15 protein-coding genes and 7 pseudogenes are annotated in these 18,964 nt (G+C 61.4%); 15 read left to right on the plus strand and 7 right to left on the minus strand.

The window, feature by feature from the left end:
* Both JFT80_RS01065 and JFT80_RS01070 read left to right on the plus strand, forming a co-directional pair.
* Positions 1-179: pseudogene (locus tag JFT80_RS01065) on the plus strand (ABC transporter permease); the annotation flags it as partial.
* Positions 179-1,105: an ABC transporter permease gene (locus JFT80_RS01070; protein WP_201146628.1), complete on the plus strand. Its 927-nt coding sequence runs from the start codon at positions 179-181 to the stop codon at positions 1,103-1,105. The pseudogene JFT80_RS01065 and the gene JFT80_RS01070, both read left to right, overlap by 1 nt.
* 72 nt (positions 1,106-1,177) lie before the next feature.
* Here the strand turns inward: JFT80_RS01070 and JFT80_RS01075 are convergent.
* Positions 1,178-1,608: pseudogene (locus JFT80_RS01075) on the minus strand (hypothetical protein).
* Positions 1,609-1,691: 83 nt separating this feature from the next.
* Here JFT80_RS01075 and JFT80_RS01080 point away from each other — a divergent pair.
* The 3 genes and pseudogenes from JFT80_RS01080 to JFT80_RS01090 all read left to right on the plus strand — a co-directional run bounded on the left by JFT80_RS01080 (position 1,692) and on the right by JFT80_RS01090 (position 4,399).
* A complete protein-coding gene (locus JFT80_RS01080) occupies positions 1,692-2,042 on the plus strand; it encodes a MerR family transcriptional regulator (protein ID WP_201146629.1) in 351 nt (116 codons plus the stop codon).
* Positions 2,043-2,064: 22 nt separating this feature from the next.
* Positions 2,065-2,751 (plus strand): SDR family oxidoreductase, encoded by a 687-nt coding sequence (locus tag JFT80_RS01085; protein ID WP_201146639.1) that lies wholly within the window; start codon positions 2,065-2,067, stop codon positions 2,749-2,751.
* 308 nt (positions 2,752-3,059) lie between these two features.
* Positions 3,060-4,399, plus strand: a pseudogene (locus tag JFT80_RS01090) (8-oxoguanine deaminase).
* Positions 4,400-4,524: 125 nt separating this feature from the next.
* Here JFT80_RS01090 and JFT80_RS01095 read toward each other — a convergent pair.
* Positions 4,525-5,616: a calcium:proton antiporter gene (locus JFT80_RS01095; protein ID WP_201146630.1), complete on the minus strand. Its 1,092-nt coding sequence runs from the start codon at positions 5,614-5,616 to the stop codon at positions 4,525-4,527.
* A gap of 276 nt (positions 5,617-5,892) precedes the next feature.
* On the opposite strand from JFT80_RS01095, the gene JFT80_RS01100 reads away from it, so the two are divergent.
* The 3 genes and pseudogenes from JFT80_RS01100 (at position 5,893) to JFT80_RS01110 (ending at position 9,129) form a co-directional block, all read left to right on the plus strand.
* The gene (locus JFT80_RS01100) at positions 5,893-6,966 is read left to right on the plus strand and encodes a BMP family ABC transporter substrate-binding protein (RefSeq protein WP_201146631.1); all 1,074 of its coding nucleotides are present in this window, start codon (positions 5,893-5,895) and stop codon (positions 6,964-6,966) included.
* Positions 6,967-7,130: 164 nt separating this feature from the next.
* Positions 7,131-8,095: pseudogene (locus JFT80_RS01105) on the plus strand (2-oxoglutarate and iron-dependent oxygenase domain-containing protein).
* A gap of 80 nt (positions 8,096-8,175) precedes the next feature.
* Positions 8,176-9,129 carry an adenosine deaminase gene (locus JFT80_RS01110; protein WP_201146632.1) on the plus strand — a complete coding sequence of 318 codons (954 nt, stop codon included), beginning with the start codon at positions 8,176-8,178 and terminating at the stop codon, positions 9,127-9,129.
* 138 nt (positions 9,130-9,267) lie between these two features.
* On the opposite strand, the pseudogene JFT80_RS01115 reads toward JFT80_RS01110, so the two are convergent.
* Positions 9,268-10,196: pseudogene (locus JFT80_RS01115) on the minus strand (LysR family transcriptional regulator).
* Positions 10,197-10,312: 116 nt separating this feature from the next.
* On the opposite strand from JFT80_RS01115, the gene JFT80_RS25240 reads away from it, so the two are divergent.
* The 4 genes from JFT80_RS25240 to JFT80_RS01125 all read left to right on the plus strand — a co-directional run bounded on the left by JFT80_RS25240 (position 10,313) and on the right by JFT80_RS01125 (position 11,634).
* A complete protein-coding gene (locus JFT80_RS25240; RefSeq protein WP_242482733.1) occupies positions 10,313-10,633 on the plus strand; it encodes an alcohol dehydrogenase catalytic domain-containing protein in 321 nt (106 codons plus the stop codon).
* Positions 10,572-11,177, plus strand: a complete 606-nt coding sequence (locus JFT80_RS25245) for a zinc-binding alcohol dehydrogenase family protein (protein ID WP_374091305.1) — start codon at positions 10,572-10,574, stop codon at positions 11,175-11,177. Before JFT80_RS25240 ends, JFT80_RS25245 begins: the two co-directional genes overlap by 62 nt.
* A gap of 5 nt (positions 11,178-11,182) precedes the next feature.
* Positions 11,183-11,326, plus strand: a complete 144-nt coding sequence (locus JFT80_RS25250) for a zinc-binding dehydrogenase (RefSeq protein ID WP_374091306.1) — start codon at positions 11,183-11,185, stop codon at positions 11,324-11,326.
* Between the two features lie 134 nt (positions 11,327-11,460).
* Positions 11,461-11,634, plus strand: coding sequence for a hypothetical protein (locus tag JFT80_RS01125; RefSeq protein WP_201146633.1), 174 nt, complete (start codon positions 11,461-11,463; stop codon positions 11,632-11,634).
* A gap of 6 nt (positions 11,635-11,640) precedes the next feature.
* Here the strand turns inward: JFT80_RS01125 and JFT80_RS01130 are convergent, their stop codons facing one another.
* The gene (locus JFT80_RS01130) at positions 11,641-12,843 is read right to left on the minus strand and encodes a multidrug effflux MFS transporter (protein WP_201146634.1); all 1,203 of its coding nucleotides are present in this window, start codon (positions 12,841-12,843) and stop codon (positions 11,641-11,643) included.
* Positions 12,844-12,936: 93 nt separating this feature from the next.
* A complete protein-coding gene (locus JFT80_RS01135) occupies positions 12,937-13,134 on the minus strand; it encodes a heavy-metal-associated domain-containing protein (RefSeq protein WP_201146635.1) in 198 nt (65 codons plus the stop codon).
* Positions 13,135-13,282: 148 nt separating this feature from the next.
* Here JFT80_RS01135 and JFT80_RS01140 point away from each other — a divergent pair.
* From JFT80_RS01140 to cueR, 3 genes and pseudogenes are all read left to right on the plus strand, one after another.
* Positions 13,283-13,665, plus strand: a pseudogene (locus tag JFT80_RS01140) (hypothetical protein).
* Between the two features lie 92 nt (positions 13,666-13,757).
* On the plus strand, positions 13,758-16,151 hold the full coding sequence (locus JFT80_RS01145) for a heavy metal translocating P-type ATPase (protein ID WP_201146636.1): 2,394 nt from the start codon (positions 13,758-13,760) through the stop codon (positions 16,149-16,151).
* Positions 16,148-16,540 (plus strand): annotated as a pseudogene (gene cueR, locus JFT80_RS01150) (Cu(I)-responsive transcriptional regulator); the annotation flags it as partial. The gene JFT80_RS01145 and the pseudogene cueR, both read left to right, overlap by 4 nt.
* A 247-nt stretch (positions 16,541-16,787) precedes the next feature.
* Here the strand turns inward: cueR and JFT80_RS01155 are convergent.
* Both JFT80_RS01155 and JFT80_RS01160 read right to left on the minus strand, forming a co-directional pair.
* Entirely contained in the window at positions 16,788-17,684 is an 897-nt protein-coding gene (locus JFT80_RS01155) for a PA4780 family RIO1-like protein kinase (RefSeq protein ID WP_201146637.1), read from the minus strand.
* Between the two features lie 188 nt (positions 17,685-17,872).
* Positions 17,873-18,964 (minus strand): acetyl-CoA C-acetyltransferase (locus JFT80_RS01160; RefSeq protein ID WP_201146638.1); only part of this gene is annotated, 1,092 nt, incomplete at its 5' end.

Raw genomic sequence — 18,964 nt, forward strand, 5'->3', positions numbered from 1 at the left:
TCGGTGGCGAGAGCGCGCAAATGACCCTGAATCTGCCGCAGGCGATCACCCAGTTATTTCAGGGAATGATGCTGTTTTTCCTGCTGGCCTGTGACGTGCTGATCCTTTATCGGCCTCGCCTGAAATTGCGCTGGACGCGGCGCACATCAACCACCGCCGTAACCGCCGGAGCGCTGTGATGGATATCGATCTGTTGAGCAATATTTTCTACGCCATGGTGCGTTGCGGCACGCCGCTGTTGCTGGTGGCGCTGGGTGAACTGATCTGCGAAAAGAGCGGCGTGCTCAACCTCGGCCAAGAAGGGATGATGCTGTTCGGTGCGGTGATCGGTTTCATCGTCGCCCTGAACAGCGGCAACCTCTGGCTTGGCGTGCTGTTGGCAATGCTGGCCGGGATGCTCCTGTCGTCACTGTTTGCGTTGGTGGCGCTGGTGTTCAATGCCAATCAGGTGGCCACCGGGTTGGCCCTGACGATTTTTGGGGTCGGGCTTTCGACGTTTGTCGGCGCCGCCTGGGTCGGTAAACCGCTGGCGGGTTTTGAGCCATTGGCGATCCCGTATCTGAGCGAAATCCCGTTGATCGGGCGGATGCTGTTTGCCCAGGATCTGCTGGTGTACCTGTCGTTTGCGCTGTTTGGCGTGGTGGCGTGGGTGATCATCAAAAGTCGCGTCGGGCTGATCATTCAAGCAGTGGGCGAGAACCCGGATGCGGCCAGTGCGATGGGGTTGCCGGTGTTGGCCGTGCGTACGCTGGCCGTGCTTTTTGGCGGGGCAATGGCTGGGCTGGCCGGTGCCTATCTGTCACTGGCGTACACGCCGATGTGGGCCGAAAACATGACCGCCGGACGCGGCTGGATCGCGTTGGCGCTGGTGGTATTTGCCAGTTGGCGAGTATGGCGGTTGTTGTTGGGCGCTTATCTGTTTGGCCTCGCCAGCATCCTGCATCTGGTGGCGCAGGGGTTGGGGCTGGCGATTCCGTCGAGTTTGCTGGCGATGCTGCCGTACGTGGCGACGATTGTGGTGTTGGTGTTGTTGTCGCGCGATGCGCTGCGTACGCGGTTGTATGCGCCGGTGTCACTCGGGCAGCCTTGGCAGGCAGGGCATTAGGGGTGCCTGTAAGGCCCTCATCGCGGGCAAGCCCGCTCCTACAGAGTTCGGTGCCGACCGATAATATCGAGTTCAACTCGGCCATTGTGGAAGCGGGCTTGCCCGCGATGGGGCCTTCACAGGCAACACCTGAACAATGCCCCACGCCAATTCAAACACCAGGAACACCACCAGCAACGAGCTTCCCCCTGCAGCAAGGCATTGAGCTGCCAAGCCGCAAACAAAAACCGCGCTACCGCGTCATAGCGTCCATAAAGCGCCTGCGGATCACGAATCCGCAGCACCGCCCACACGCACACCACCGAACCCAACAGGTTCGCCATCAACATATGCACAGGCTCGAACGCCGGCAATTCGCCGGGCAGACTCAGCGTCTGGCTCAGCGCAGTCAAAAACCCGTGCAACGCGGCAAAACTCCATGGCGTGGCAAACGCCGCCGTAACGATCAAGTCATACCAGGCACTGCCGCGCACCACGTTGCGATACTGCGTTGAAGTCCACATCGTCCTTGCTCCATAAATTTGAGGAGCAACCACGGTAAAGCCTGGAGTATGCTCCAGGGTCAACAGCTGTTTTGAGATCAACCATGCGCATCGGTGAATTAGCCCAGGCCAGTGCCGTCAGCCGCGACACCCTGCGCTTCTATGAACAGCGCGGACTGATCGCGGCGCAACGCAGCGCCAACGGTTATCGCGACTATCCACCGGAGATGGTGCAACTGGTGCTCTACATCAAGACCGCGCAACGCCTGGGGTTTACCCTCGGCGAGATCGGCAACAGCGTCGCCGCGCTGTGGAATGCACCCGATCCCGACAGGGCCGTGGCCCAGTTGCTGCGCGACAAACTGCAACTGATCGAAACGCGCATGAGCGAACTCGACGCGCTGCGGCAGGAGTTGCAACTTCGGCTCGGCCAGGCCTGTCCATTGAATCCATGATCCTCATTTATCAAGGAAGCCCATCATGTCTGCAAAACACGCACTGATCATCGGCGCCTCCCGGGGCCTGGGCCTCGGTCTGGTGAAAACCCTGCTGGCCGACGGCTGGCAAGTTACCGCCACCGTGCGCAATCCGCAAAACGCCGAGGCGCTGCAAGCGCTGGGCAAAGTGCGGATCGAGAAGCTCGACATGGATGACCAGCAAGCGGTGATCGCCCTGAGCCAGCAGCTCAAGGGCGAAACCTTCGACCTGTTGTTCGTCAACGCAGGGGTCAAAGGCCCGGCAGATCAGACCCCGGGCGGCGCGACACTGGCGGAAGTCGGTCAGCTGTTTTTCACCAACGCGGTAGCACCGATCAATCTGGCGCAACGTTTTGTCGGGCAGATTCGTGAGGGCAGCGGCGTGCTGGCGTTCATGAGTTCCGGGCTGGGCAGCGTGACCGTACCGGACGCGCCGGAGTTGGCGCTGTACAAGGCCAGCAAAGCTGCGCTGAATTCGATGACCAACAGCTTTATCACGCAATTGGGCGAGCAGAAGATGACGGTGTTGTCGCTGCATCCGGGTTGGGTGAAGACGGACATGGGCGGTGAAGGCGCTGACCTGGATGTGGAAACCAGCACCCGCGGGCTGGTCGATCAGGTGAATGCGTATACCGGCAAGGGCGGCCATCACTTCATCAACTACAAGGGCGAAACCATTCCCTGGTAAGCACTTCCTTGAGCCACCGGCCGGCATCTTCAGGAGCCGGCTTGCCGGGGATGGCCTTTGCTCGGCATTGCTGAAACACCGAGGCGCCTGCATCGCCAGCAAGCTGGCTCCTGCAAAGGGTACGCGCAGGCCCACGCGGGGTGAGCGCCAGCGTCCGGTCGGGCCGGGCTTGCTCGCCAAGCGGTTTTGTTTGAAACTGCGCACCTCGTCCCCGCGGCGACCCTGGATCAGCAGACAGGGTAATCACTGAGCTGGCTAACCTGAACCCAACTTTCAGAGGAGCCGGCCAACATGCCTGCGACCCGTACCTGGTTAAAAATCCCCTCGCCATTTTCACTGCCAATGAGCTCGACGCCCGTGGTGGCCTGGTGGTGCAAGACGGTGTGATCGTCGAAGTGCTCGGCGCTGGCCAGCAGCCGGCCACCCCTGCGATCAAGTCTTCGATGCCCGCGAACATGTGATCCTGCCGGGCCTGATCAACACCCACCACCACTTCTACCAAACCCTGACCCGCGCCTGGGCGCCAGTGGTCAACCAACCGCTGTTTCCGTGGCTGAAAACCCTGTATCCGGTATGGGCACGCCTCACACCGGAAAAACTCGCTTTAGCCACCAAAGTGGCCCTCGCCGAATTACTGCTGTCCGGTTGCACCACGGCTGCGGATCACCACTACCTGTTCCCCGAAGGCCTGGAAAACGCCATCGACGTGCAAGTCGAGAGCGTGCGTGAACTGGGCATGCGCGCGATGCTCACCCGCGGTTCCATGAGCCTTGGGGAAAAAGACGGTGGCTTGCCGCCGCAACAGACCGTACAGCAAGGCGAAGTGATACTCGACGACAGCCAGCGACTGATCGCCGCTTACCACGAACGCGGCGACGGCGCGCAAATCCAGATCGCGCTGGCGCCGTGCTCGCCGTTCTCGGTGACCCCGGAAATCATGTCCGCCAGTGCTGAACTGGCGAACACACTCGACGTGCGTCTGCACACCCATTTGGCCGAAACCCTCGACGAAGAAGATTTCTGCCTGCAGCGCTTCGGCCTGCGCACCGTCGATTATCTCGACAGCGTCGGCTGGCTCGGCCCGCGCACCTGGCTGGCTCACGGCATCCATTTCAACCCGGACGAAATCGCCCGCCTCGGCCAGGCCGGCACCGGCATTTGTCATTGCCCGAGTTCGAACATGCGCCTCGCTTCCGGCATCTGCCCGAGTATTGATCTGACGGATGCGGGTGCACTGTTTGGTCTGGGCGTGGATGGTTCGGCATCCAACGATGCGTCGAACATGATTCTGGAGGCGCGTCAGGCGCTGTACATCCAGCGTCTGCGTTACGGCGCCGAGAAAATCACCCCGGAGCGCGTGTTGGGCTGGGCGACCAAGGGTTCGGCGAGCTTGTTGGGCCGTACCGACATTGGTGAGATTGCCGTGGGCAAGCAGGCCGATCTGGCGTTGTTCAAGCTTGATGAGCTACGTTTCTCCGGCAGCCATGATCCGATTTCAGCGCTGCTGTTGTGCGGCGCGGATCGTGCGGATCGGGTGATGATCGGTGGCAAGTGGCGCGTGGTTGACGGCCAGGTCGAAGGCCTTGACCTCAAAGGCCTGATCGCCGATCACAGCCAGGCAGCGCGGCAGTTGATTGCCGGCACCTGACATCACACCGATCAAAACTGTGGGAGCGAGCCTGCTCGCGAAGAGGGAGTGTCAGGCAACATTTTTTGTTGAATGACGCACCGCTTTCGCGAGCAGGCTCGCTCCCACATTGATTTCTGTCAGCCTCAAAGGCCCAGCAGGGACAGCATGATGAAGGTCGCAAACAGCACAAAGTGCGTCATGCCTTCGATGGCATTGGTTTCGCCGTCATTGAGGTTGATCGCGCTGACGATCAGCGTCAGAAAAATCATCACTGTCTGCACTGGCGTCATCGCCATTTGAAACGGCTGGCCGGTATACAGCGCCATCGCTTCCATCACCGGCACGGTCAGGATCACCGTCGACAGTGACGCGCCCATCGCAATGTTCACCACAGACTGCATGCGGTTGGCCAATGCTGCGCGCAAAGCAGTCAAAATCTCCGGCGCAGCGGAAATAGCCGCCACCAGAATCGCCGTGATCACGGGCGGTGCGCCTGTGCCCTCCAGGCCCAGATCCAGCGTTTTCGACATGACTTCGGCCAATGCGCCGATCACCACCACGCCAAACACCAGAATGCCGATCGACAAGCCCAGGCTGAGCGGTTTCGGTTCCTGTTCGACCGGCGCTTTCTTGCGACGTTTATCCGGGTAGCTGTAGCTGAAAAAATAACTGTGCGGGCCGACCTGCATGCGCAGAAACAGCGCGTAAAGCACCACCATCGCGCCGATGGTGAACGCTGAATAAATCTTCCAGTTGGCCTCGGGAATAAACTCCGGCACCACCATCGACACGCCCATGGCGGTGAGGATCATCACGCTGTAACTGCGCGCAGAATCGTCGTTGTAGGACTGCTCACCGTGCTTGATCCCGCCCATCAGCGCGGCGAGGCCGAGGATACCGTTGATGTCGAGCATCACTGCGGAATAGATCGTGTCGCGCACCAGTGTGGGCGAGGCTTCGTTGCTCATCATGATCGCCAGAATCACCACTTCCACCAGCACGGCGGCGAGGGTCAGGATCATCGTGCCGTAAGGATCGCCGACTTTTTCTGCAAGCAATTCGGCGTGATGGGCGACGCGCATCGAGGCGGCGACGATGAAGGCTATCAGTACCAGACCGCCGATCAGCGCGACGATCTGGCCACTGTGCAGCAACCAGTGTTCGAGGGGATAAGCGACGCAAGCAGCAATGACGGCCAGCAGCAGAAAGCTTTCTTGCTTGAGGATCGTGAGCATGGCGGGCCTTTTTGCCGAAGAGTGCGAATGAGCTACTGACTGCGGGGCGGCGCTAACGTTTCGTTACACCTTAGCGCACCAGCGGATGGCGCAGGTTCGGTCACGTGCACCGGGTTGGTCCTGGTGAATCAAAAGATCGCAGCCTTCGGCGGCTCCTGCAGAACAATGCGGACCATGCAGGAGCTGCCGAAGGCTGCGATCTTTTGATTTTGTTGTCCTGTTGGTCAGCAATTTGCATTGACCCCGACCACACACAACAAAACGGAGCTCCAATTCATGCAAATACGTCCGCTGCACAAACTGCTGTGCGCCGCCATCGGTTTGAGCGCCAGCCTGACCGCCACGGCCGCCGAACCGCTGAAAGTCGGTTTCGTCTACATCGGCCCGATCGGTGACCACGGCTGGACGTATCAGCATGAACAGGGACGTAAGGCACTGGCCGAAAAATTCGGCGACCAGATCACCACCAACTATGTGGAAAACGTCCCCGAAGGCGCCGACGCCGAACGGGTGATCCGCAACATGGCCAAGGACAAATACGACCTGATCTTCAGCACGTCCTTCGGCTACATGAACCCGACCCTGAAGGTGGCAAAGCAATTTCCCAAAGTGACCTTCGAACACGCCACCGGCTACAAGCAGGACAAAAACCTCGGCACCTATCTGGCGCGCACCTACGAGGGCCGTTACGTCGGCGGGTTCCTCGCGGCGAAGATGACCAAGACCAAGAAGATCGGCTACGTCGCCTCATTTCCGATCCCGGAAGTGATCCGCGACATCAACGCCATTCAACTGGCCCTGAACAAGTACAACCCTGGCACCGAGATCAAGGTGGTGTGGGTCAACTCCTGGTTTGATCCGGGCAAAGAGGCCGACGCCGCCAACGCATTGATCGATCAGGGCGTCGACGTGGTGTTCCAGCACACCGACAGCCCGGCGCCGATTCAAGCCGCCGAACGCCGAGGTGTTTACGCTGTGGGTTACGCCTCGGACATGGCGCACTTCGGGCCGAAAGCAGTGCTGACCTCCATCGTCAATGACTGGGCGCCGCACTATATTCAAGCGACGCAGAGCGTGATCGATCACACGTGGAAATCCCAGGACTACTGGGGCGGCCTGAAGGAAGGCACAGTTGAGTTGCCGATCAGCGACCTGGTGCCAGCGCCGGTGAAAGCCGAGGCCGAGCAGATCATTGCCGACATCAAGAGCGGCACGTTCCAACCGTTCACCGGGCCGATCAAGGATCAGGCCGGGGTCGAAAAAATCCCCGCGGGCGTGAGTGCGACCACGGCGGAACTGGCGTCGATGAATTACTACGTGGAAGGCATGAAGGCTGACATACCGAAGTAACTCGCCTGGGTTGAACCACTGGCCTTCCTGTGGGAGCGAGCCTGCTCGCGATGGCGCCACTGCATTCAACCCCCATGCTGAATGCCCTGGCCTCATCGCGAACAGGCTCGTTCCCACGATATTTCTCCGATGTTCCACACACGGCGCACTCTCAGGTCAATCGCATGAACAGCCTTCCCATCATCGACATCGCCCCCTCTACAGCGACAACCCGGCTGCCTGGCAATCAGTCGCCATGGAAATCGACCTTGCCTGCCGCGAATGGGGCTTCTTCTACATCAAGGGTCACCCGATCAGTTCGGCGCGCATCGAAGAAGTACTCGCCCAGGCCAAGGATTTCTTCGCCCAGCCCAGCGCGACAAAATTGCAGATCGACATCACCCAGACCCGCCACCACCGGGGTTATGGCGCGATAGCCACGGAACAACTCGACCCGTCGAAACCCAGCGACCTGAAAGAAACCTTCGACATGGGCCTGCACTTGCCAGCCGACCACCCCGAAGTGCTGGCGGAAAAACCCTTGCGCGGGCCTAACCGGCATCCGGCGCAAGCGGGCTGGGAAACCCTGATGGAACAACATTACCTCGACATGCAGGCCCTCGCGCAAACCCTGCTACGGGCGATGACCATTGCCCTGAACATCGAGCGCGACTTCTTCGACACACGTTTCAACGACCCCGTCAGCGTGCTGCGCATGATCCATTACCCACCGCGCCACACCGCCAGTTCCGCCGAGCAGCAAGGCGCCGGCGCGCACACCGACTACGGCTGCATCACCCTGCTCTACCAGGACAGCGCCGGCGGTTTGCAGGTCAAGAATGTGCGTGGCGAATGGATCGACGCGCCGCCCATCGACGGCACGTTCGTGGTCAACCTCGGCGACATGATGGCGCGCTGGAGCAACGACCGTTATCGCTCGACACCGCATCGGGTGATCAGCCCGCTGGGGGTGGATCGCTATTCGATGCCGTTCTTCGCCGAGCCACACCCGGACACCCGCATCGAGTGCCTGCCCGGATGTCAGGACGCACAGCATCCGGCGAAATATCCGACGACCACCTGCGCCGAATTCCTGCTGTCGCGCTTCGCCGATACCTACGCCTACCGGCGCGAGCAACAAGCGGTCTGATGGATCGCTTGGTCAGGTTTTGCCAATTGTTTCGGCGAGCATCTGTAGAATGCCGTCATTGCACCTGATGAGAAAAGAATATGTACGACTGGCTCAACGCCTTGCCCAAGGCTGAACTGCACCTGCATCTGGAAGGCTCGCTGGAGCCCGAGCTGCTGTTCGCCCTGGCCGAACGCAACAAGATCGCCCTGCCGTGGAACGACGTAGAAACCCTGCGCAAGGCTTACGCCTTCAACAACCTGCAGGAATTCCTCGACCTGTATTACCAGGGCGCCGACGTGCTGCGCACCTCGCAGGATTTCTACGACCTGACCTGGGCCTACCTGCTGCGCTGCAAGGCACAGAACGTGATTCACACCGAACCGTTCTTCGACCCGCAGACCCACACCGACCGGGGCATCCCGTTCGAAGTGGTGCTCAACGGCATCGCGGCGGCATTGAAGGATGGCGAGCAGCAACTGGGCATCACCAGCGGTTTGATCCTCAGCTTCCTGCGCCACCTGAGCGAAGCAGAAGCGCAGAAAACCCTGGATCAAGCCCTGCCGTTTCGCGATGCGTTTGTAGCTGTCGGCCTCGACAGTTCCGAGATGGGCCATCCGCCGAGCAAGTTCCAGCGCGTGTTTGATCGTGCCCGTCACGAAGGCTTCCTGACCGTTGCCCACGCCGGCGAAGAAGGCCCGCCGGAGTACATCTGGGAAGCCATCGACCTGCTGAAAATCCAGCGTATCGACCATGGCGTACGCGCCATTGAAGACGAGCGTTTGATGCAGCGGATCATCGACGAGCAGATCCCGCTGACCGTGTGCCCGCTGTCGAACACCAAGCTCTGCGTGTTCGATCACATGTCGCAGCACAATATTCTCGACATGCTCGAGCGCGGCGTGAAGGTCACGGTGAACTCCGATGACCCGGCGTACTTTGGCGGTTATGTCACCGAGAACTTCCATGCACTGTACGAGCACTTGGGCATGACCCAGGATCAGGCCAGGCGGCTGGCGCAGAACAGCCTGGATGCGCGGCTGGTCAAGCCGTAACACCCGGCACCGCCATCGCGGGCAAGCCTTGCTCCCACCGGTGTTCATACCTGTGGGAACAGGGTTTGTGATTGCATGAACAGCGGCCCCCAAGCTTCGGGGGTAGCTGCTGGAGGACATTTCTCTCTATTCGGGCGATTAGTGCCTTGCCTCTGATAAAACGGGAAATTGACTACTCAATTCAGCGCATCGACTGGCGAGCATTTCCCTTAAAAGGTTCACCGGCTTACTCAATTGTGCGCGATGGGCGCACAACAAATTCAGCGGGGCGCGCTCGCCCGTCAGTTCCGGCATGAGGATCTTCAAGCGGCCAGCCAGGACATCTGCAGCAACATCCAGCCAGGATTTATAGGCAATGCCTGCCCCCGCGACGGCCACAAACGCACCACGTCGGCATCGTCACTGAAGCGATCACCGCTGACTGTCAGGCCGACTTCGCGTTTGCCGTCCTGGAAACTCCAATGGTCGTGAACACGGCTGCCAAGCATGTACAGCAGGCAATTGTGCTGGGCCAGTTGCTCGAGATGCCGCGGCTCGCCATGGCGGGCCAGGTAGCTCGGCGCTGCACACAGCACGCGGCGGTTATGCGGGGCAATGGGCAGCGCCACCAGGCTTGAGTCCTCCGGTTCACCGTAGCGCAAGGCGATATCCACCGGCTGGCGGAACAGGTCGGCAATGCGGTCCCCAGCAGCAGGCGCACCGTGAGCTTGGGGTGCTCGCGCTGAAAATCGTCCAGCCAGGGCAGCAATACATTACGGCCGAAGTCCGATGGTGCCGACAGCTGCAACACTCCGCTGACCTGATCCTGCCCACTGGCCAGCAGGCGGCGCCCTTCTTCTATATTGCTCAACGCCGCGCGGGCGCTATTCGAGGAAACCTTCGCCCTCGGCGGTCAGGCGCAGGCTGCGGGTTGAACGGGCCAGCAGACGCGCGCCGAGCTGGTGTTCGATGCGCTTCAACGCCGCGCTGGCCACGGCGGCTGACATGTCCATGCCCCGGGCGGCCGCCGACAGGCTCCCCAGGTCGGCAGCCCGGACGAATAATTGCAGGTCATCAAAACGCAGCATGTGCGGCCTATTATCAAAAAAATATTGAAAGAGACTGCTCTTTTAGCGGGTTTTATCTTCGGTAGAAATAGCTAATCATCTGCCCATCGAAATCATCCCGACTCCTGGAGTGCTCCATGAAAGCCATTGCCTACTACGCGTCCCTGCCGATCAGCGACAACAACGCCCTGCAAGACATCGAGCTGCCGGACCCCGTCGCCGGCCCGCGAGACCTGTTGGTCGAAGTCAAAGCGATTTCGGTCAACCCGGTGGACACCAAGGTCCGGCAGAACGTCCAGCCACAAGACGGCGAGGCAAAGGTCCTGGGTTGGGACGTGGCGGGCGTGGTCAAGGCGGTCGGCAGCGAAGTGACGACTGTTCAAGGCCGGCGACAAGGTGTTCTACGCCGGCTCCATCGCCCGTGCGGGCGGCAACAGCGAAATGCACGTGGTCGATGAGCGCATCGTCGGGCACATGCCGAAAACCCTGGGCTTTGCCGAAGCTGCGGCCCTGCCACTGACCGCGATCACCGCATGGGAACTGCTGTTCGAGCGCCTGCAAGTGCGCGAAGGCCAAGCCGCGGAGGGCCAGAGCCTGTTGATCGTTGGCGCGGCCGGGGGCGTCGGTTCGATCCTCACTCAACTGGCCAGCCAGTTGACCGGCCTTCAGGTCATAGGCACTGCGTCGCGTCCGCAAACCCAAGCCTGGGTACGTGAGCTGGGCGCAGACCTGGTGATCGATCACAGCCAGCCGCTCAGCGAAGCACTCAAGCGCGCGGGCGTGGAACAGGTGACCCACGTTGCCAGCCTGACCCAGACTGACCAGCATCTGGATCAACTGGTCGAGGCCTTGGCGCCGCAAGGAAAACTGGCGCTGATCGACGATCCGAAGGCACTGGACATCACCAAACTCAAGCGCAAGAGCCTGTCGCTGCACTGGGAGTTCATGTACACCCGCTCCCTCTTCGAGACGGCAGACATGATTGAGCAACACAACTGTTGAACCGCGTGGCCGAGCTGATCGACGCCGGGACGCTGAAAACCACGGTGGGCGAACACTTCGGCACCATCAACGCGGCGAACCTGCGACGCGCCCATGAGTTGCTGGAGAGCGGCAAGGCCAAAGGCAAGATTGTCCTGGAAGGCTTCTAGAACAGAGGTGACGGTGTCGTGCGCACAGGGCCGACACCGTCAGTCAGATGGCTGATCCTTGTCACAATTGCGACCGTATTCAGGACTACAATCGAAACCTCTGCGATGCGTCTTTTACACATGGGAGGTCAGCAATGAAGATCCTGATAAAAGAAGTGGCAAAGTCTCAATGGCAGGTTCGCCTCGACCAACACGCCGTGACATTCCGCAGTGAAGCCGAAGCATTGGCCTTCACCCGCACCCTTGAAGCGCGACTTTGCGCGCCCCACCAGATTCCCGAGCTCAATCAGCAGCGCGCTGCCGGCTGAGGTTTTTCAGGCCTCGGCCTGAGCTTGCGCCAGCGCTCGGGCATTTTGCAGGCGTCGAGTCAGCACAGCGACGCTCACGACCAGCACACCACACAGGCTGATGACCATGGCCATCGGTACGGCGGTGCCATCGTGCAAGATCCCCACCAATGCCGAAGCAGCGGCGGCAACGCTGAATTGCATGCAACCGAGCAACGCTGACGCGCTGCCGGCGCGCTCGCGTTGGCCATTCATCGCACAAGCCGCCGCATTGGGACTGATGCAGCCGAGGCTGGCCACACAGATGAACAGCGGAATCAGCAAAGGCCACAGTGCCTCGGTGTGCAGGCTGCTTACCGCGAGCAGCGTCAATCCGGCGCCCAGATAGACCCAGACCGCTCGCGCCAGCAGGAAGGCAGGGCCGCGCTTGGCCAACAGCCGCGCGTTGACCTGCGCTACCAGAATGAACCCCGCCGCGTTGGTTCCGAACAACCAGCCAAAATGCTCGGCCGGCACGCCGTACAGCTTGATGAAGATGAACGGGGAGCCGGCGATATAGGCGAACATCCCGGCGATTGCGATCCCGCCCGTCAGGGCGTGCCCCAGGAATACCCGGTCCGCGAGCAACCGGCCGTACTGCCGCAACGAGCCAGACAATGGTTGGCGCGGCATGTCGGCCGGCATGCTTTCCGGCAACCCCAGCGCCACGGCTACCGCCGCCAGCGCACTGAACCCGGTCAGCACCAAAAAGATCGACTGCCAGCCTGTGGTGTTGACCAGCAGACCGCCCAGCATCGGCGCCAGAATCGGCGCCAGCCCCATCACCAGCATCAGCTGGGAAAAGACCTTGGCCGAGCCCACCGCATCGCATTTATCGCTGACGATTGCCCGCGAGATCACCATCCCTGCGCAACCGCCCAGCGCCTGGACGAAGCGCGCGCCGATCAGCCAGTCGAGGTTCGGCGCAAAGGCGCAGGCCAGTGAAGCGACGGTGAACAACACCACGCCCGTGAGCAAGGGCACCCGCCGGCCGAAGCGATCGGCAATCGGCCCGTAGACCAGTTGACCAATCGACAGCCCCAGAAAATAGGCCGCCAGCGTCACTTGAACGTGTTGCTCGTCGGTGCCGAAAGCCAGCGCCATTGCGGGAAAGGCCGGCAGGTAAAAATCAATCGCCAGCGGCGCAAATGCACTGAGGGCGCCGAGGATTAAAATGGTACGAAAGTTCATCAGGCATCCAGTTGGACAGAAGTCAGCAGCCCAACAGTCTAGCCGGGGATGGACGCCTTGAACATTCCGATAGGTCGCTAACTAATAAAGACTTCAGGCGAGCTTTGCGTCATATCCTTCTTCAGTGATGGCGGCGAGCACCTCTTCAGCCGACAAGCTGCTCTCGACGCCAACTTCCCTGGCGCCCAGATCGACTCGCACGCTGGCGGCCGGGTCCCTGGCTTGAAGCGCCTGGGTAATGGCTTTTACACAATGGCCGCAGGACATGCCCTGAACATTGAACACTTGCATGGAATGACTCCTTTGAGTGAGGTTGCCGGCAGTCTCGAGCTTGCCATCATGGCAAGGTCAAGTTCTGGAATTAACTGCCGGGCTGGCAATCGGCGCCGCGCTCGGCCAAGCTGCGTGCATCAATGACCTAAATTCAGGAGATTCAGCCATGCGCTGGTCAGCTTTCAGCCTGTTTGCCTGCCTCAGCCTCTTTGCCGCCATGCCTCAGGCCAATGCGACCGGCGAGGACTACGCCGTTCTGATCATCTCGCGCGAACGCCTCGAAGTGCCGACGTCCTGCGAGATTGGCGTGTACCTGCAAGACCAGCTGTCCGCTCGGCTGTTCCAGGAGCAAAGCACGTCATTCAACTTGCCGCCGGGCAACGTCTCCCTGCGCCTGAAACTGCTGCCGGGCCAGGCCCCGGGTGCAATCCGGGGATGCTCGCGCCGGGTTCGCAAACCATCACGCTCAAGGCCGGGGATGTGTTGAAATTCCGGATTGCGATGTCGCAGGAAGGGATGTACCTCAAGCCTGCGGCGTTGAACTACTGAGCGCCACAGATCGGATCAAGGTGATATTGGTGCTTGACCTTGCCCGCATGGCAAGGTTGATCCTGTAGGCATCCACTACAGGGAGCTTGACCATGAGCGAGACCACTACGTTCGACCTGCCGATTGCCGGCATGACCTGCGCCAGCTGCGCCGGGCGGGTCGAGCGTGCCTTGAGCAAAGTCCGGGGCGCCAGCGCCGTCAGTGTCAACCTGGCTACCGAACAGGCCCGGGTGCAGGCACCCGGCGACAGCCTGCCTGCCCTGATGGACGCCGTGCACCAGGCCGGATACAGCGTGCCACAGCAAACCCTGGAACTGAGCATCGATGGCATGACCTGCGCCTCCTGCGTCGGCCGGGTGGAACGGGCGCTGGCCAAGGTTGCGGGCGTGAAGAGTGTCAGCGTCAACCTGGCCAACGAACGCGCGCACCTCGAATTGCTGGGCCAGGTCGCTGCGCAAACCCTTATCGAAGCCGTCAGCAAGGCGGGATACTCGGCCAGCGTGCGGGAAGTCGAGCACGCTGCTGTCGATAACCAACAACAACGCCTGCACCGCGAACGCTGGAGGGTGATCCTGGCCATCGCCCTCGCCCTTCCATTGGTCTTGCCGATGCTGCTGCAGCCGTTCGGGGTGCACTGGATGCTCCCGGCCTGGGCGCAATTCGCGCTGGCCACGCCGGTGCAGTTCATTCTGGGTGCCCGCTTTTATGTGGCCGCCTGGAAGGCCGTCCGCGCCGGCGCGGGCAATATGGATCTGCTGGTTGCCCTGGGCACCAGCGCCGGTTACGGCCTGAGTATTTACGAATGGGCCACCGCTGCCGGGCGCATGCCGCACCTGTACTTTGAGGCTTCGGCAGTGGTGATTGCCCTGGTACTGCTGGGCAAATACCTCGAAAGCCGCGCCAAGCGCCAGACCGCCAGCGCCATCCGCGCCCTCGAAGCCCTGCGCCCGGAACGGGCGATTCAGGTGGTCGATGGCCGCGAACAGGACGTCGCCATCAGCGCCCTGCGCCTGGGTGACCTGGTGCTGGTCAAACCCGGCGAACGCTTTCCGGTAGACGGCGAAGTCGTCGAAGGCCAAAGCCATGCGGACGAAGCCCTGATCAGCGGCGAAAGCCTGCCCGTGCCCAAGCAACCTGGGGACAAGGTCACGGGCGGCGCGATCAATGGCGAGGGCCGGCTGTTGGTGCGCACCCAGGCACTGGGGGCCGAAACCGTGCTGGCGCGGATCATTCGCCTGGTGGAAGACGCCCAGGCGGCCAAGGCTCCCATCCAGAAACTGGTGGACAAGGTCAGCCAGGTTTTCGTCCCCACCGTGCTGCTGATCGCATTGGCAACACTGGTGGGCTGGTGGCTTTACGGCGCGCCCATCGAAACAGCGCTGATCAACGCCGTTGCCGTGCTGGTGATCGCCTGTCCTTGCGCCCTCGGCCTGGCCACTCCCACGGCAATCATGGCCGGTACCGGGGTCGCTGCACGCTACGGGATCCTGATCAAGGATGCCGAGGCACTGGAACGCGCCCATGAAGTCAGTGCAGTGGTGTTCGACAAGACCGGCACGCTGACGTCGGGTGCGCCGCGCATCGCTCACTTGAGCGCCATCGGCGGCGATGAAAATGCATTGCTGCAAAAAGCCGGCGCGTTGCAGCGAGGCAGCGAGCACCCCTTGGCCAAAGCGGTGCTGGATGCTTGCGCCGAGCGCGGGCTGAGCGTCGCCAATGTCAGCGACAGCCAGTCCCTGACCGGGCGTGGGATTGCCGGCATGCTTGAAGGACGGCGCCTGGCCCTGGGTAATCGCCGTCTGCTGGAGGAGACCGGTTTGCAGGCTGGCTCCCTGGCGGACTCGGCCAGCGCCTGGGAAACCGAAGGCCGCACGCTGTCATGGCTGATCGAGCAAAGCCCCGAGCCGCAGGTGTTGGGCCTGTTCGCCTTTGGTGACACCCTCAAGCCGGGTGCATTGCAGGCTGTGCAACAACTTGGCGCGCGGCATATCAGCAGCCATCTGCTGACCGGTGATAACCGCGGCAGCGCCAAAGTGGTCGCGGACGCGTTGGGTATTGAGGATGTCCACGCCGAAGTGCTGCCGGCCGACAAAGCCGCCACCGTGGTCGAGTTGAAGAAAACTGCAGTCGTGGCCATGGTCGGCGACGGGATCAATGACGCCCCGGCCCTGGCTGCCGCCGACATCGGTATTGCCATGGGCGGAGGCACCGACGTGGCGATGCACGCCGCCGGTATCACCTTGATGCGGGGTGATCCACGACTGGTGCCTGCGGCACTGGAGATCAGCCGCAAGACCTACGCCAAGATCCGGCAGAATCTGTTCTGGGCCTTCGTCTACAACCTGGTCGGGATTCCCCTGGCAGCCTTCGGTTTTCTCAATCCGGTGCTGGCGGGCGCGGCGATGGCATTGTCGAGCGTCAGCGTGGTCAGCAATGCGCTACTGTTGAAAACCTGGAAGCCCAAGGACCTGGAGGACAACCGATGAACATCGGCCAAGCAGCCCGCAAAAGTGGCCTGAGCGCCAAGATGATTCGTTACTACGAATCCATCGGCCTGCTCAAAGCCGCCCATCGCACTGACAGCAATTACCGCGTGTATGGCGACGATGACCTGCACACCCTGGCCTTCATCAAGCGTTCCCGGGATTTGGGGTTTTCCCTGGAAGAGGTCGGCAAGCTGCTGACCCTCTGGCAGGATCGCCAGCGCGCCAGCGCCGATGTAAAAGCCCTGGCCCGCCAGCATATCGACGAGCTGAACCAGAAGATTCGCGAGCTTGGCCAACTGCGCGACACGCTGCAGGACCTGGTGGAGCACTGCCAGGGCGACCATCGGCCCGATTGCCCGATCCTCAAGAACCTGGAGTCGGGCTGCTGTGCTGAGCCTGCCCATCAAACAACGAGACCGCGAGCCCCCTGTAGGAGCGAGCTTGCTCGCGAAAAACCAGCGGGCGCCGGGGGTATCAGTTGCCCCGCGTCACCGTTGACGACCATCGCGAGCAAGCTCGCTCCTACACGGGTTTAGGACGCTGCGGGGTATCGGCTGTCCCGCGTCATCGTCGACGACCATCGCGGGCAAGCCGGTCACAAAAAACCCGGCCGAAGCCGGGTTTCTGTTTAAGCGGTTACTGCATCCACGGCGGTGGAGGCGGTTCGTCGGACTTGCCTTTCGGCTCGTCGTCCGCCGCACGGATCGCCTGTTTGCGCTCCTCATCCAGCCGCGCCGCTTCGATCTCGCGCAGCACCCCGCCAACATCGGCCAGGTCTTCCGGATCATCGAACTCGCCGGTCAGCACGCTGGCCGGGTGCAAGGTGCCGGCTTCGTACAGCGCCCACATTTCCTTGGCGTACTTGGTCTGCCTCAACTCCGGGGCAAAACGCCCGAAATAAGAAGCCATGTTGCCAACGTCTCGCTCGAGCATGCTGAACGCGTGGTTGTTGCCAGCAGCGTCGACCGCTTGCGGCAGGTCGATGATGACCGGGCCGGTCGGCGTCAGCAGCACGTTGAACTCCGAGAGGTCACCGTGCACCAGGCCGGTACACAACATCAGCACGATCTGCGAAATCAGGAACGCGTGATATTCGCGCGCCTGGTCCGGTTCGAGCACCACGTCGTTCAGACGCGGCGCAGCGTCGCCGTACTCGTCGGCCACCAGTTCCATCAACAGCACGCCGTCGAGGAAGTCATAAGGTTTGGGCACCCGCACACCCGCGCCGGCCAGACGGAACAAAGCCGCTACTTCGGCGTTCTGCCAGGCATCCTCGGTCTCTTTACGACCGAATTTTGAGCCCTTGGCCATCGCCCGCGCCTGTCGGCTGTTACGAACCTTGCGGCCTTCCTGATACTCGGCTGCCTGGCGGAAACTGCGTTTATTCGCCTCCTTGTAGACTTTTGCGCAACGTAACTGATTGCCGCAGCGCACCACATAAACAGCTGCTTCTTTGCCACTCATCAGTGGGCGCAGCACCTCGTCAACCAGACCGTCTTCGATCAGCGGTTCAATGCGTTTTGGAGTCTTCATCAGCTTTTATTGTGGGTCCTTTATTACCAAACACGCGAATGTCACTCGTTATACGGCAATCCTCGCCTCTCGGGGAGGGGTTGCCGACCTGTGAACGCTGCTATCTGCCTAAAGATGCACACAATGTGCCGATTATGCCCCGTCAATTTGGCCGCTTTCAGCGGACTTTTCAACGGCGCACGGGATTATCAACGCTCGATAATCGCCGTCACGCCCTGCCCGCCCGCGGCGCAGATGGAGATCAGGCCACGGCCCTTGCCTGCCGCGTCCAGCAGCTTCGCCAGGTTGGCGACGATGCGTCCGCCGGTCGCGGCGAATGGATGACCTGCCGCCAGGGAGCTGCCTTTGACATTGAGCCGGCTACGGTCGATGGCACCCAATGGCGCGTCAAGGCCCAGGCGGGTCTTGCAGTACTCCGGGTCTTCCCAGGCCTTCAGGGTGCACAGCACCTGAGCGGCGAAGGCTTCGTGGATTTCGTAGTAATCGAAATCCTGCAGCGTCAGGCCGTTGCGCGCCAACAAGCGTGGCACGGCATACACCGGCGCCATCAGCAGGCCTTCGGCGCCGTTGACGAAATCCACCGCAGCCGTTTCGCCGTCGCGCCAGTAGGCGAGGATCGGCAAGCCGCGTTCCTTGGCCCACTCCTCACTGCCCAGCAGCACCAGGGACGCGCCATCGGTGAGCGGCGTGGAGTTGCCCGCCGTAAGGGTGCCCTTGGCGCTTTTCTCGAACGCCGGTTTCAGCCCCGCGAGTTTTTCCAGGGTCAGGTCGGGGCGCAGATTGTTGTCGCGGGTGAGCCCGAGGAACGGCGTCATCAGGTCGTTATGCCAGCCCTCAGTGTACGACGCGGCCAGATTGCGATGACTTTCCAGGGCCAGTTGGTCCTGGGCTTCGCGAGGAATGTTCCAGGTCTGCGCCATCAATTCGCAGTGCTGGCCCATGGACAGGCCAGTGCGGGGCTCGCCATTGCGCGGAAACTCCGGAATCAGGTGCTGGGGACGCAGTTGCAGGAACGTTTTCAGTTTGTCGGCCGTGGTCTTGCCGCGATTGGCCTGCAGCAGAATTCGACGCAACCCTTCACTGACACTGATCGGCGCATCCGAAGTGGTGTCGACGCCACCGGCAATCGCGCAGTCGATCTGGCCCAGGGCAATCTTGTTGGCCACCAGCAACGCCGCCTCCAGCCCGGTGCCACAGGCTTGCTGAATGTCGTAGGCCGGGGTGTGGGGTGACAGGCGCGAGCCGAGCACACACTCACGCGTCAGGTTCATGTCTCGCGA

The organism is Pseudomonas sp. TH10, assembly GCF_016651255.1.
Classification (GTDB): domain Bacteria; phylum Pseudomonadota; class Gammaproteobacteria; order Pseudomonadales; family Pseudomonadaceae; genus Aquipseudomonas.